At 73.4% G+C, this 12,666-nt stretch carries 16 protein-coding genes; 5 read left to right on the top strand and 11 right to left on the bottom strand.

Annotated elements, in window-relative coordinates; all coding sequences use genetic code 11:
• Positions 1-38 precede the first annotated feature (38 nt).
• The 6 genes from EXE57_RS12250 to EXE57_RS19975 all read right to left on the bottom strand — a co-directional run bounded on the left by EXE57_RS12250 (position 39) and on the right by EXE57_RS19975 (position 6,363).
• Positions 39-1,460: a sensor histidine kinase gene (locus EXE57_RS12250; protein ID WP_135077882.1), complete on the bottom strand. Its 1,422-nt coding sequence runs from the start codon at positions 1,458-1,460 to the stop codon at positions 39-41.
• Between the two features lie 57 nt (positions 1,461-1,517).
• The gene (locus EXE57_RS12245) at positions 1,518-2,360 is read right to left on the bottom strand and encodes a serine/threonine-protein kinase (protein WP_135077880.1); all 843 of its coding nucleotides are present in this window, start codon (positions 2,358-2,360) and stop codon (positions 1,518-1,520) included.
• A complete protein-coding gene (locus EXE57_RS12240) occupies positions 2,360-4,117 on the bottom strand; it encodes an ABC transporter ATP-binding protein (RefSeq protein ID WP_135077878.1) in 1,758 nt (585 codons plus the stop codon). The genes EXE57_RS12245 and EXE57_RS12240 overlap by 1 nt, the downstream gene beginning before the upstream one ends.
• Before the next feature lie 80 nt (positions 4,118-4,197).
• A complete protein-coding gene (locus tag EXE57_RS19765) occupies positions 4,198-4,350 on the bottom strand; it encodes a hypothetical protein (protein ID WP_167305891.1) in 153 nt (50 codons plus the stop codon).
• A 118-nt stretch (positions 4,351-4,468) separates the two neighbouring features.
• Complete coding sequence (locus EXE57_RS12235; protein WP_208542837.1) at positions 4,469-5,557, bottom strand: GNAT family N-acetyltransferase; 1,089 nt, start codon at positions 5,555-5,557, stop codon at positions 4,469-4,471.
• On the bottom strand, positions 5,554-6,363 hold the full coding sequence (locus EXE57_RS19975; RefSeq protein WP_208542836.1) for an SRPBCC family protein: 810 nt from the start codon (positions 6,361-6,363) through the stop codon (positions 5,554-5,556). Before EXE57_RS19975 ends, EXE57_RS12235 begins: the two co-directional genes overlap by 4 nt.
• A 54-nt stretch (positions 6,364-6,417) precedes the next feature.
• Here EXE57_RS19975 and EXE57_RS12225 point away from each other — a divergent pair, with 54 nt between their 5' ends.
• Positions 6,418-6,684 carry an acylphosphatase gene (locus EXE57_RS12225; RefSeq protein ID WP_135077876.1) on the top strand — a complete coding sequence of 89 codons (267 nt, stop codon included), beginning with the start codon at positions 6,418-6,420 and terminating at the stop codon, positions 6,682-6,684.
• 24 nt (positions 6,685-6,708) lie between these two features.
• On the opposite strand, the gene EXE57_RS12220 is transcribed toward EXE57_RS12225, so the two are convergent.
• Entirely contained in the window at positions 6,709-7,125 is a 417-nt protein-coding gene (locus EXE57_RS12220) for a VOC family protein (RefSeq protein ID WP_135077874.1), read from the bottom strand.
• A gap of 84 nt (positions 7,126-7,209) precedes the next feature.
• Here EXE57_RS12220 and EXE57_RS12215 point away from each other — a divergent pair, with 84 nt between their 5' ends.
• The 4 genes from EXE57_RS12215 to EXE57_RS12200 all read left to right on the top strand — a co-directional run bounded on the left by EXE57_RS12215 (position 7,210) and on the right by EXE57_RS12200 (position 10,110).
• Positions 7,210-7,674, top strand: coding sequence for a GNAT family N-acetyltransferase (locus tag EXE57_RS12215; protein ID WP_135077872.1), 465 nt, complete (start codon positions 7,210-7,212; stop codon positions 7,672-7,674).
• Between the two features lie 47 nt (positions 7,675-7,721).
• Complete coding sequence (locus EXE57_RS12210) at positions 7,722-8,804, top strand: WD40/YVTN/BNR-like repeat-containing protein (protein WP_135077870.1); 1,083 nt, start codon at positions 7,722-7,724, stop codon at positions 8,802-8,804.
• Positions 8,805-8,929: 125 nt separating this feature from the next.
• Positions 8,930-9,508, top strand: coding sequence for a dihydrofolate reductase family protein (locus tag EXE57_RS12205; RefSeq protein WP_244246810.1), 579 nt, complete (start codon positions 8,930-8,932; stop codon positions 9,506-9,508).
• Complete coding sequence (locus tag EXE57_RS12200; RefSeq protein ID WP_135077866.1) at positions 9,505-10,110, top strand: dihydrofolate reductase family protein; 606 nt, start codon at positions 9,505-9,507, stop codon at positions 10,108-10,110. The genes EXE57_RS12205 and EXE57_RS12200 overlap by 4 nt, the downstream gene beginning before the upstream one ends.
• Here EXE57_RS12200 and EXE57_RS12195 read toward each other — a convergent pair.
• The 4 genes from EXE57_RS12195 to EXE57_RS12180 all read right to left on the bottom strand — a co-directional run bounded on the left by EXE57_RS12195 (position 10,104) and on the right by EXE57_RS12180 (position 12,645).
• On the bottom strand, positions 10,104-10,514 hold the full coding sequence (locus EXE57_RS12195) for an adenosine deaminase (RefSeq protein WP_135077864.1): 411 nt from the start codon (positions 10,512-10,514) through the stop codon (positions 10,104-10,106). The genes EXE57_RS12200 and EXE57_RS12195 overlap by 7 nt on opposite strands.
• Before the next feature lie 56 nt (positions 10,515-10,570).
• Positions 10,571-11,353, bottom strand: a complete 783-nt coding sequence (locus EXE57_RS12190) for a class I SAM-dependent methyltransferase (RefSeq protein ID WP_208542835.1) — start codon at positions 11,351-11,353, stop codon at positions 10,571-10,573.
• Positions 11,354-11,401: 48 nt separating this feature from the next.
• The gene (locus EXE57_RS12185) at positions 11,402-11,680 is read right to left on the bottom strand and encodes an HU family DNA-binding protein (protein ID WP_208542834.1); all 279 of its coding nucleotides are present in this window, start codon (positions 11,678-11,680) and stop codon (positions 11,402-11,404) included.
• A gap of 74 nt (positions 11,681-11,754) precedes the next feature.
• Entirely contained in the window at positions 11,755-12,645 is an 891-nt protein-coding gene (locus EXE57_RS12180) for an aldo/keto reductase (protein WP_244246809.1), read from the bottom strand.
• Positions 12,646-12,666 lie beyond the last annotated feature (21 nt).

Raw genomic sequence — 12,666 nt, 5'->3', positions numbered from 1 at the left:
CTCTTCTCGTGGTGCGAGGACACAACAGAGCAGGGGCCTCAGGTGTTCCGCAGCGGGATCCGCAGCTCGAAGCGGGCGCCCGGCCCGTCCTTGGGCACCAGCCGCGCCGACCCGTGGTGGGCCGAGGCGATCGCCGCCACGATCGCGAGTCCCAGCCCGGCACCGGAGTGGTCGCTCGTGGGCTCGGCGCGCTGGAACCGCTCGAAGATCCGCTCCGCCTCGCTCACCGGGACCCCGGGCCCGGTGTCGTCGACCCACACCACCGCCTGCCCGTCACGGCCCTGGACCCCGAGCCGGACCGTGTCGTCCGGACCGGTGTGCTTCACCGCGTTGTCGGCCAGCTGCAGCAGGGCTTGGGTCAGCCGGTGCCGGTCGGCGAGCACCGGCACCTCGTCGTCCACCTCGAGCAGCCACTCGCGGTCGGCGATCGCGGTCGCCTTGCGGTGGGTCTCGCGCACCACCTCGGCCGCGTCGAGGGGCTGCAGGGTGACGAAGTCCGGCTGCTCGGTCCGCGCCAGGGTGAAGAGTCCGTCGACGATGGTGCCCATCCGGTCGACCTCGTCGGTGATCAGCGCGACCGTCTCGGCCCGCCCCTCGGGACCGTCGGCCAGCTCGAGCAGCTCGGCGTGCCCACGCACCACGGTGAGCGGGGTCCGTAGCTCGTGGCTCGCCTCGTCGAGGAACCGCCGCTGGTTGGTCAGCGCCGCCTCGAGCCGGGTGAGCATGTCGTTGAAGGTGGCGGCGATCTGCGAGGCCTCGTCGTTGCCGGTGACAGGGATCCGCTGGGACAGGTCGGTCTCGGAGATCTCGCGCGCCGTGGTCGCCAGGTCGCGCAGCGGCCGCAGCACCCGGCCGGCGAGCACCAGGCCCAGGCCGGCCGCCACCAGCAGCGTCAGCAGCTCGATCGTGAGCCGCAGGCGTACGGCCTCCTCGATCTCCTGCTGCTCGAACGAGGGGAAGTTGGCCACCACGAACAGCCCCTCGCTGCCGTCGCGGCCCGTGACCGGGATCGCGACGTAGCCGGCCTCGCCGAGGGCGGTGTCGATGGTGCCGGAGCGCTCCTGCTCCAGCGACTGCCAGTACGCGATCGGCTCGGCCAGCTGGGTCACGGCGGCACCGTCCTGGGCACGCCGCGAGTCGTGGAGGTCCTCGCCGACGAAGGCCAGCAGGGTCTCGCCCTCGTCGGGGACCTCGCGCGAGAAGTAGACGTCGAACAGCGACTCGAGGTCGGCGAACGGCTCCCCGGTCGCCGGGTCGGTCCCACCCTCGAGCAGCCGGAACTCCGCTGCCTCCTGCTGGAGGTCGACCCGGATCTCCTCGTCGAGCTGCTCGAGCAGCACCGTCCGCAGCACGATGCTGGAGCCGACCGCGGAGAGCAGCAGCAGCCCGACCACCACCGCCAGGATCCGCACCCGCATGCTGCGGGGGGTCAGGGAGTGCGGCAACCGCCAGGTGGGCATGAGGTGATCGTGCTGGTAGCGGCGCCGGCAGTCGAGAGGCGCGCCCGAGGCAGCGGCTCAGGCTCCCGCGAGGTCGCCGAGCACCGACCGCAGCCGCGCCAGCGACGGCCGCTCCGCGGGGTCGAGCGCGACGCAGGCGCGGAGCGCCCCCGCCAGCTCCGGAGGTACGTCGGTCGGCAGGGCGACCGGTTCGCGCGGGTGCGGCCGGTGGACCAGGGGCAGCCGACGCCGGCTCTCCCAGGTGGCCTCCTCGCCGTAGGGCAGCTCGCCCGAGAGGCACTCACTCAGCGTCACGCCCAGGCCGAAGACGTCGGTCGCGGGCGAGAGGCCGCGGCCGACCGCCTGCTCGGGCGCGAGGTAGCCAGGCGTCCCGGCGCCGGACCGCCCGGTGCCGGGTCGGCCGGCGAGGCTGAGGTCGATCAGCACCGCGCGGCCGTCCTGCACCACGACGTTGCCGGGCTTGAGGTCGAGGTGGAGCCAGTCGCGGCGGTGGAGGTAACCGAGCACCGAGACCAGCTGCAGCCCCAGCTGCGTCACGTCGGCGGCGCCGATCGGCTGCTCCTCCACGAGCGCGCCGAGCGTCGCCCCCGTGAGCGTCTCGAGGACCACCGCGGGGAGCGGCTGCTCGACGACCTCGAAGCCGCGAACCAGGTGGGGGTGGGCCAGCGTCGTGACCAGCCGGCCCTCCTGGAGCACCGACGCGACCACGTCGCGCTCGTGCCGACGGTCGGCCCGCAGCACCTTGACGACGACGCGGCAGTCACGGTCCTCGTCCCAGGCGTCGTAGGTGTCGAGCCGCTTGCCGTGGGCGAGCAGCCGCACCACGCGGTAGCCCGGCAGCAGCACCTCGCCTGACTCCACCGGCGCGAAGGGCAGGGAACGGGTGCGTCCGACCAGCATCAGACCGGCTCCCTGTGGGTCTCGGTGGCGGGGTCGAGGACGACCACGCTGTCGACGTACGGCAGCACGCGTGGGTCGTGGGTCATCACCAGGACCGTCCGGCGCTCGTCGCGGGCGACCTCCGCCAGCGCGGCGAGGAAGCGCTCGGCCGAGGCGTCGTCGAGGCCCGTGGTGGGCTCGTCGAGGACGAGGACCGGGCTGCCGCGCAGCAGCGCCCGGGCGAGGGCGAGCCGCTGCCGCTGGCCGCCGGAGACCAGCCGGCCCCGCTGGCCGACGCGGGTGTCGTAGCCGTCGGGGAGCCCCTGGATGAAGTCGTGGGCGTCGGCCGCCCGCGCGGCCCGCTCGACCTCGGCGTCGGTGGCGCCCGGTCGGGCGAGCGCGATGTTGGCGCGGACGGTGTCGTCGAGCAGCAGCGTCTCCTGCAGCACGACCGTCACCGCCTCGCGCACCGAGGTGGCGGTGCAGGACGCGACGTCCTGGCCGTCGACGGTCACCGAGCCGGAGTCGGCCTCGAGCTGGCGGGTCAGCAACCGGACCAGCGTGGACTTGCCACTCCCGCTGGCCCCGGTCACGGCCAGTGCCGCCCCACCGGGCACGTGCAGGTCGAGGTCGCGCAGCACCGGCAGGCTCGCTCCCGGATAGCTGACCGTGACCCGGTCGAGCCGCAGCTCGCCGGCGTCCACCCGGAGCTCCCGCGCGCCCGGTACGTCGGTCGGCAGCGGCTCCTCCAGCAGCTCGACGACCCGCTCGATGCCGGCGGTCGCGGAGAAGAGCGCGGGCAGCAGGTCCGAGAGCTGCCGGATCGGCCCGTAGCAGGTGATGAGCAGGGTCATGAAGGCCAGCAGCCCGCCGAGGGTGAGCCGGTCGGTCGCGAGCGCCCAGACGCCCATCGACACGACCAGCAGGATGGCCACCAGCTCGATCAGGTCGACCAGAGGCAGGAAGATGGAGCGGATCTTGGAGCCCGAGAGCTCGGCGTCGGCGATCCCCTTGTTCTGCCGGTGATAGCTCTCGACGGCGGCGTCGTCGGCGTTGTAGAGCTGCATCAGCGTGGCGTTGCCCAGGCTCTCCTCGGTGACCGTCGTCAGCGAGCCGCCGCGGCGCCGGCGCTCCCGTGAGGCCGTCTTCGTGAACGCGGCGAACCGCGAGGAGACCCACCACAGCGCGGGGGCCGCCAGCAGCGACGCGAGCGCGAGCTCCCACTGCATCCAGAAGAGCGCGCCGACGAGCAGCACCAGCCGGACCACCGCGCCGATGCCCTCGGTGAGCTGGCTGACCATGAACCGCTCGACCGTGCTCACGTCCTGGGTCAGCCGGGAGATCACGTCACCGAGCCGCCGGCGGTCGTGGATGTGCGACGGCAGCGAGAGCACGTGACGGAAGACGTCGCGCCGGAGGTCGACGAGGAAGCGCTGGGAGACCCAGGTCGCGAGGTAGTCGTCGAGGCCGGACACGACGCCGGAGAAGAGGTTGAGGCCCACGTACGCGAGGGCGAGGTAGACCAGCGGCTGGTACTCGACGGGGACGAGGACGTCGTCGACCAGCCGCTGGAAGAGCAGGATCTCGGCGATCTCGATGAGGGGTGCCACCGCGAGCAGCAGCAGGCTCAGCAGGAGCCAGCCGCGCAGCGGGCGCAGCCTGGGCCAGAAGCGCCGGAAGACCTGGGCGAGGGTGAGGGCGGCGGCGTGGTCGATCAGGGCGTCGTCGTCGCGCCGGGGCCGCATCCAGTCCCCGAGCCGTTGCCAGCTGGTCACCATCTCGTCATCCTTCGTGAAGGCGGGTGGGTGGCTCGTTGCGTGAGCCACCCACCCGCTGCCCCTCGTCCGTGGTCGGACCGTCAGTTGCTGCGGCTGCGGCTGCGGCTGCGGTTGCGACGGTTCCGACGACGACGACGGCGCCGCCGGCGCCGGTCGTTGGACCGGCTGTCGGAGTCGGCGACCCGCGCCATGCGGGCCGGCTGGAGAGCGGTGAAGAGACCGGACGTGGCCATTGCGTTCCTCCTGGTTTCTCGTGACCGGGGTCCTTCCCCGATGACGAGAACACTCGCGGCCCGACGTGGGAGGGCCATGAGCCCTCCATGAGAGGGCTTTCACTTCATGAGAGGACGTTCAGGCGCCGCGCCACTCGTGCTCGAGGAGCCCGAAGACCAGCAGCGTCGACCACTCCCCCTTGAACCACTCACCCTCGACGTACGTCGCCTCGAGCCGCATGCCGAGCCGGCCCACGACAGCAGCCGAGGCGGTGTTGCGCTGGTCCATCCGGGCGCTGACCCGGTGGGCGCGGAGACCGTCGAACGCCAGGCGCAGCAAGGCCTCCGCCGCCTCGGTGGCGAAGCCCTGGCCGGCGTGGTCGGGATGCAGCTCGTAGCCGATCTCGGCGTGCCCGTCGGCGGCGCTGTGCCAGAAGAGCACGACGTCGCCGACCGGCTGACCGGTGTCGCGACGCTCGACGACCAGCGAGATCACCTGCCCCTCGGCGTCGATCACCGAGCGGGTCCGCTCGGGGTCGGTGAGCCGCTCGGCGATGGCCTCGCGCGACTGCGGGTCGAAGGGGGTGTAGCGGCAGACCTCCGGCAGCGACCGCCAGGAGTGGATCGTGTCGACGTCCTTCTCGGGGTGGAGCGGCCGCAGCGCCAGGCGCTCGGTGAGGACGGGGTAGTCGGGCGAGAGCCACGACCGGGCGATGGTCATCTCGACCCAGTCCTCACCGTCCTCCACGAACCGGGAGGTCTCCCGGAAGCCGGCCGTCGCGTACGCGCGGCGGGCGCGCGGGTTGCGGGCGAGCACGCCGAGGGTGATGAAGTCGAGCCCGACGGTCCGCAGCCCGTGCTCGACCAGCAGCCGGGTCGCCTCGGTGCCGAGGCCCCGGCCGTACCACGCGGGTCCGCGCAGGGCGATCCGGAAGTTGGCGCTGTTGCGCTCGGCGTCGTACTCGTTGAGCACGGCCTCCCCGGCGTACTCCCCGGTCGCGGTGTCGACGACGGCCAGGTCGAGCCGCTCGTCCTGGGCCGTCCGCGAGGCGCACCACGAGGCGACCTGTGCGCGTGTGAAGTCGGCGGTCGTCGCCGTCAGGTCGTTGCCCTCCGGGTCGGTGACCTCCTCCCACATCGCCTCCGCGTCCTCGGCCGTGATCGGCCGGAGCACCACGTGCTCGCCCGTCAGCACCGGCTTGCGCCAGCGCCCCCTCACCTCGGTCACGCCGACCTCCTGACCTGGTCCAGCATCCGCCGTACGGCCAGCACGTGGCCGCGGCTCCCCACCACCGCCGCGCGGTAGGCCGCACCGCGTGGACCGGGGAAGTCGGCGTACGTCACCGCGACCACCCGGGTGCCGGTCACGGCCTCCTCCAGGCGCAGGTCCAGCGCGTAGCGGGAGAAGCGGTGCCGGCCGGCGAGGCCGACCAGGTGCGGCGGCTCCTCCTCGACGACCGAGAAGCCGGCGCGCGGCTCGGCACCCAGCAGCAGCGCGAGCCGGCTGCCCTCGCCCCGGACCAGGAGCCGGTCGACCCAGGCGCGTACCGCGCCCCACGCATCGCGCAGGGGTACGCCGAGCACCGTCGCGTGCTCGTCGACGAAGCGCGGCCGGACGCGTCCCTCGGCCGCGCGACGGAAGCCGTCGTCCTCGGTCGCGAGCGCGCTCCGCAGCGCGCCGCCGGCGAGGCGCGACAGCACGGGCGCGGTCCCGCCCTCGAGGTCGAGGACGAGCGTCGTCCGGCAGCCGCCGTCGACGGGCTCCACGTGGTGGCCCGCGACCAGGGTCGTGCCGAGGGCCGCTGCCTCCCACGTGAGCTGCCGCGGTGGCTCGAGGGTGGTCACCGTCCAGGTGGCCGGGCGCCGCCGGGGCTGGGTGACCCTCGCCGTGCTCCCGACCCGCAGGGGCCCTCCGTCGAGCCGCTCCACGCTGGTCATCGTCGGGGTGAGGGTCGGCCAGGACTCCAGGTCCTCCGTCAGCGCCCACACCCGCTCGGCGGGGGCGAGGACGAGGTGGGTGTGGGTCAGCCGCATGGCTGCCATCTAACCGTGCCGCGCACGAGGTGGGCACGACCTAGTCTGGTCGGCATGAGGCGGGTCCACGTGGTGGTGCACGGCGAGGTGCAGGGCGTGTTCTTCCGCGACAGCTGCCGGCACGAGGCGCAGGCCCGCGGTGTGACGGGCTGGGTGCGCAACACCGCTGCCGGCACGGTCGAGGCCGAGCTCGAGGGCGAGGCCGGTGCGGTCGACGCGATGATCGGCTGGTGTCGGCAGGGTCCGCGGCACGCGCGCGTCGATCGGCTCGACGTCCGTGACATGGACCCGACCGGCGGCAACGGGTTCGAGATCCGCTGACCCTCCCCCCGCCCCCGGAGCACGTCAGCCGCGGGCGGCCGCCTCGGCGGCGATCTGGGCGCGCTCCTCGGCGGTGAAGGCGCGCAGCACGCAGAACTCGTTGCCGTCCGGGTCGGCCATGACGACCCACGACACGTCGTCGCCCTGGCCCACGTCGACCCGCCGCGCGCCCAGTCCCTCGAGCCGGGCGACCTCGGCCGCCTGGTCGGTCGGTCGCAGGTCCGGGTGCCACCGGTTCTTGACCGTCCTGCCCTCCGGGACCCGCAGGAAGAGCAGGTCCGGGGCGACCCCGTCCTGCGGGCTGCCGGCGGGTGGCTCGAGGACCACCTCGTCCGCATTCTCGTAGGTCCGCCGCCAACCCAGCGCCTGCTGCCAGAAGCCCGCGATGCGGTCGGGATCGGTCGTGTCGAGGTTGAAGCACTGGATCGTCAGGTCCGTCATGCGTGCAGGCTCCCACCAGCAGGGCAGGCCGGGCACGCGGTTTTCTGCTCGCCGTCGGAGCGCGACCCGGACTACCGTGCCGGCATGACCGAGGCCGACGTACGCCTCGCCACCCCTGCCGACGCGGGCGTGGTCGGGCAGCTGCTGTGGGACTTCAACACCGAGTTCGAGACCGAGACCCCCAGCGCGGAGGAGTTCTCAGGTCGGTTCACGCGGCTGCTCGCGCGCGAGGACGTGATCGTGCTGCTCGCCGGCGGGGCAGACCCGGTCGGCTTCGCCTACCTCACGCTGCGGCCGGCGCCCTACTTCGACGGCCCGCTGGCCCAGCTCGAGGAGCTCTACGTCCGGCCGCACCTGCGCGACCGGGGCATCGGCACCGCGCTGCTGACCCGAGCCATGGACCTGTGCCGCGAGCGGTCCGCCGGCGAGATGCACATCAACGTCGACGAGGACGACGTCGACACCCGACGCTTCTACGAACGGCACGGGTTCCTCAACATCCTGCCCGGCAGCGACTACCGGATGCTGTTCTACGAGACCGAGCTCTGACGGAGGAACGCTGGACACCTCCTGGCGGGAGCGGCAGGGTGCTCGGCATGCGCACTCATCTCGGGATCCTCCTCACCACCCTCGCCACCGCCGCCGTCACCGTCGCGGCCGTGCCCGCCCAGGCCGACCGCGACCGCGGTCCCGACCGGGACCTCCGCTGGCAGCGGGGCGTCGTCGACACCGACCAGTCCTTCCGCGGTCTCGACGCCGTCGACCGGCGTACGGCGTGGGTCAGCGGCGGCAGCATCAGCGGCGGTGACGGCTCGGTGTGGCGTACGACGGACGCCGGCCGGACCTGGGAGGAGGTGAGCCCGCCGGGCACCACGGGGCTGTCGCTGCGCGACGTGGAGGCGAAGGACGCCGACACCGCCGTCGTGATGTCGATCGGCAACGGCGAGGACTCCCGGATCTGGCGCACCGACGACGGGGGTGCGACCTGGACCGAGACGTTCCGCAACACCGAGGAGGCGGCGTTCTACAACTGCCTCGACTTCTACCCCGGCGGGCGGCGCGGGCTGGCGGTGAGCGACCCGGTCGACGGGAAGTTCCGCGTGATCGCGACCGAGGACGGTGGCCGCTCCTGGGAGGTGCTGCCCGACGCCGGGATGCCCGACTCGACCGGTGAGTTCAACTTCTCCGCCAGCGGCGACTGCCTGGTCATCGCCGGCCGGACCGCGTGGTTCGGGTCGGGCGGCTCGGCTGCGCGGGTGTTCCGCTCCGCCGACCGCGGCCTGACCTGGACCGCCACCGACTCGACGCTGCGGGCGGACGAGACGGCCGGGGTCTTCGGCCTGGCCTTCCGCACCCCCCGTCAGGGCGTCGCCGTCGGCGGCGACTTCGACCCGGCCGTCGTCGAGCCGGACGGGTCGGCGCTCACCCGCGACGGTCGCACCTGGCAGGTCGGCGGCGACCTCGCCCACCTCGGCGAGGACGCCGCCTGGGTCTCCCGCAGGCTGCTGCTGGTGACGGGCGAGTCGGGCCCCGAGGCCGGGACCAGCCTCAGCACCGACGGCGGCCGGACCTGGGAACGGCTGAGCACGACCGGCTACCACACCCTCGACTGCACCCGTGACGGCTCGTGCTGGGCCGCCGGCGGGGGTGGCCGGGTGGCGCGCGCGTCGGCCCGCTGACCGGACCCGAGCAGCGCGGGCCAACGTAGGCCTCCCGGAGCGAGAAATGCCAGGCGAGGATGTCGTGAGCGGCGGTCCCCGTTCGTGGAGCAGGTGAGAGCACCCACCACCACTCGAAGGAGCAGATGATGCGCACCCTGGTCGTCACCGAGTTCATGTCCCTCGACGGCGTCGTCGACAGCCCCGGCGGGGAGGAGGGCTACGCCCACTCCGGCTGGACGTTCAAGGACGTCCGGCCCGAGATGGCGGCCTACGAGCTGAAGGCGCGGGAGCAGGAGGAGGCCGGTGCGCTGCTGGTCGGCCGGGTCAGCTGGTCGGCCTTCCACGAGGTCTGGCCGACCATGGCGGAGTTCGAGCGCTACAACCAGGTCCCCAAGTACGTCGTCTCCTCGACGCTCACCGAGGAGCAGGTGGCCGCCTCGCCCTGGCAGCCCACGACGCTGCTGCGCTCGCTCGAGGACGTCGCCGCGCTCAAGCAGACCGAGGGCGGCGAGATCCAGGTCCACGGCAGCGCGACCCTCGCCCAGGGCCTCGCCGCCGCCGGGCTGGTCGACCGCTACCACCTGCTGGTCTACCCGCTGGTGCTCGGCACCGGTGGGAAGCGGCTCTTCGCCGACGACGGGACGAAGGCGACGCTGGAGCTGGTGGAGCAGGAGTCCTACGGCAACGGCATCCAGAAGCTCTGCTACGAGGTCGTCCGATGAGCACCCGCGTCACCGCCGACATGGCGGTCTCGCTCGACCTGGTGGGCGCGGGGCGCGACCAGTCGCTGGAGCATCCGTTCGGGCCCCGGGTGGGTGAGCGGCTGCACCAGACCTGGATGTTCGACCACCGCGACGAGCACGCCGAGGAGATCGCCGCCATCACGCACGCCCGCGCGTACGTGATGGGCCGCCACATGTTCGGCCCCGACCGCGGCCGCTGGGACCTCTCGTGGACCGGCTGGTGGGGTCCGGAGCCGCCGTACCACGGCCCGGTGTTCGTGCTCGGCCGTGAGCCGCGCGACCCGGTCGAGATGGACGGCGGGACGACCTTCCACTTCGTCACCGACGGCATCGAGGCCGCGGTCCGGCGGGCCGTGGACGCGGCCGACGGTGGCGAGGTCTCGATCGCCGGGGGCGTCACCACCCTCAACGCCGCCCTCGCCGCCGGCCTGGTCGACGAGCTCAGGCTGCACGTCGTCCCGTTCACGGTGGGTGAGGGGCTGCGGGTCTTCGACGGCGTCGACGACCTCAGGCTCGAACCCGTCGCCAGCCGCGCGACGCCGCACGTCACCCACCTGACGTGGCGCCGTCCCGCTCAGTAGTCGGAGTCCTCCACCACCCGCATCGCCGACGACTCCGGGCCCTCGCCGTCGTACGCCTCGTCCTCGCCGGCCTCGCCGCCGAGGACGTCGCGGTCGGCCGGGATCGCGTCGGGGTCGTCGCCGCCGACCATCCGGGCCGCGTCGCGCTCCGCGTGGTCGTCCGGCGCGCCGTAGGCGGTCCCGGGGTCGGGCTGCTCCTGGTGGATCCGCTGGTCGAGCGTCTCGCCCCCGTCGGTCTCGACGCCGACGAGCTCGGACCCGCGCGGCTGGCGGTCCGGCGGGCTCCAGGGCTCGTCGTCGCCCGCGCTCGGGTCGTCGAGGAACCGCTCGGCGTCGGCCCGCTCGTGGGGATCGAGATCGTTCTCGCCCCAATCGCCCTCGTCCTTGGTGCGGTTGTCGCTCATGACCCCCACCCTGCCCCGTCGTCGGCGCCGGGACAAACACCCGTCCGGGTGGGGGGTCAACCGGGCGTGACGCCCTGCGCGAACCGGGCGACGGCGTCGAGGGTGAACGCCCCCGGCGGATCGCCGAGGCGCGAGCGCAGCTCACGCCGCAGCACCTCGCGACGGTCCTCGGGGAGCGAGACGCACCAGGTGCCGGCGGGGCCGACGCCACCGAGGAAACCCGCCCACAGCTCGTCGAACCCGGCGTACGTCGAGGCGACGCGGAGCGTGTCCTCGCGGACGTCGGTGAAGCCCGCGCCCTGGAGCAGCGAGGACAGCTCGCCCTCCTCGCCGAAGGACATCGTGCGTGCCTCGTCGGGGGCCTGGCCGTCCACGGTGAGCGCCGCGTCCCAGAAGAGTCGCAACATCTGCATGCCCCGGGCGAAGTCCCACACCGACGCGGCGAAGGTGCCGCCCGGCCGGAGCACCCGGGTGATCTCGGCCGCCGCCGCGGCGGGGTCGTCGACGAAGTGCACGACCAGCTGAGCGAGCACCACGTCGAAGGCCCCGTCGTCGTAGGGCAGCGACTCGGCGGCGGCCACCTCGACGGCGACGCCGGGGTTCCGCCTCGCGCACGTGGCCGCGAACGGCGCCGACGGGTCGCAGGCCCGGACCCGCTCCGCACCCACCCGGTCGGCGAGGACCCCGGTCAGCGCACCCGGGCCGCAGCCGACGTCGAGCACCCGGTGGGTCGGGCGCACGCCGACGGCGTCGGCGAACGCAGGGGCCAGCGCGACCGCCCAGCGGCCCATGAACCTGTCGTACGCCTCCCCGGAGACGACGAAGCCGGAGGCACCCACGAGGTCATGATGACCCCGTCGAGTGCCTCCGGCCAGAGGCTCGTGCGCTCAGGCGTCGGAGAGGCGACGCTTGAGGTCGCTGCCCGGCTTGAAGGCGGCCGAGGTGCTGGCCGCGATCTCCATCGACTCGCCGGTCTGCGGGTTGCGGCCCTGGCGGGCGGCCCGGTGGCGGGTCTCGAAGGTACCGAAGCCCGGGATGGTCACCTTGTCGCCGGCCACGAGGGCCTCGGCGATCGAGTCGATGACGGCGGCGACGGCCTTGTCGGCGTCGGTGCCGGTCAGACCCGCCTTCTCGGCGACGGCGTTCTTGAGGTCCGTACGGTTCATGCTCACTCCTGAAATAGGTCGAGGACGGTCCGCACCCTACGACCCCGGGCACGGAAAGGGGGTACGCGGGCCGCTCAGTCGCGGTCGAGTCGGTCGATCTCGTCGGCCGTCAGGTCCAGCGAGGCCGCCGCTGCGGAGTCGCGGATCGACTGCGGACGCTTGGCCCCGGGGATCGGGATGACCACCGGGGACTGGGCGAGCTCCCACGCCAGCGCGACCTGCTGCGCGCTCACGCCACGGGCCGCGGCGACCTCCGCGAAGGCGGGGTGCTTCTCCGCCAGCTCCTTGGCGTCGGCCAGCCCGCCGAGCGGGCTCCACGGCAGGAAGGCGAGCCCCAGCTCGGTGCAGACGTCGATCTCCTTCTGGCTGCTCCGGAACTTGGGGCTGAACTGGTTCTGGACGCTGACGAGGTGGCTGCCGAGCGCGTCGTGGGCGGCGCGGATCTGGTCGGGGTCGGCGTTGGAGAGCCCGATCATCCGGACCTTGCCGGCCGCTGCGATCTCGCCGAGGGTCCCGATCACGTCGGCGTAGTCGACGTCGGGGTCGGGACGGTGGTGCTGCCACAGCGCGATCTGCTCGACCCCGAGCCGCTCGAGGCTCGCGTCGACCGCCGCGCGCAGGTGGTCGGGGGAGCTGTCGGTGTCCCAGCCGCCACCGTCGGTACGGACGTGGCCGCCCTTGGTGGCCAGCAGCACCTGGTCGCGGACGCCGAGCTCGTCGAGCAGGGAGGCGATGAGGCGTTCGTTGGCCCCCTGGGCGTCGGCGCCGAGCTCGTCGCCGGGCCCGTACGCGTCGGCGGTGTCGAAGAGGGTCACCCCGGCGTCGAGGGCGGCCCGGACGGTGTCGAGGAGCTGCTCGCGCGGTTGGGTCCCGGTCTGGTCGAACGTCATCAGGCCGAGGCCGATCGCCCCGACCTCGATGCGTCCGGTGGTGTCGTTGCCGATGGTCCGTGTCTGCATGGGCATGCGCTCGACCCTACGAGGAGG

Origin of the sequence: Nocardioides euryhalodurans, assembly GCF_004564375.1 — a bacterium.
Lineage (GTDB): Bacteria > Actinomycetota > Actinomycetes > Propionibacteriales > Nocardioidaceae > Nocardioides > Nocardioides euryhalodurans.
Note: the sequence above shows the minus strand (reverse complement) of the source record. Positions and strands in the feature narration are given on the sequence as shown.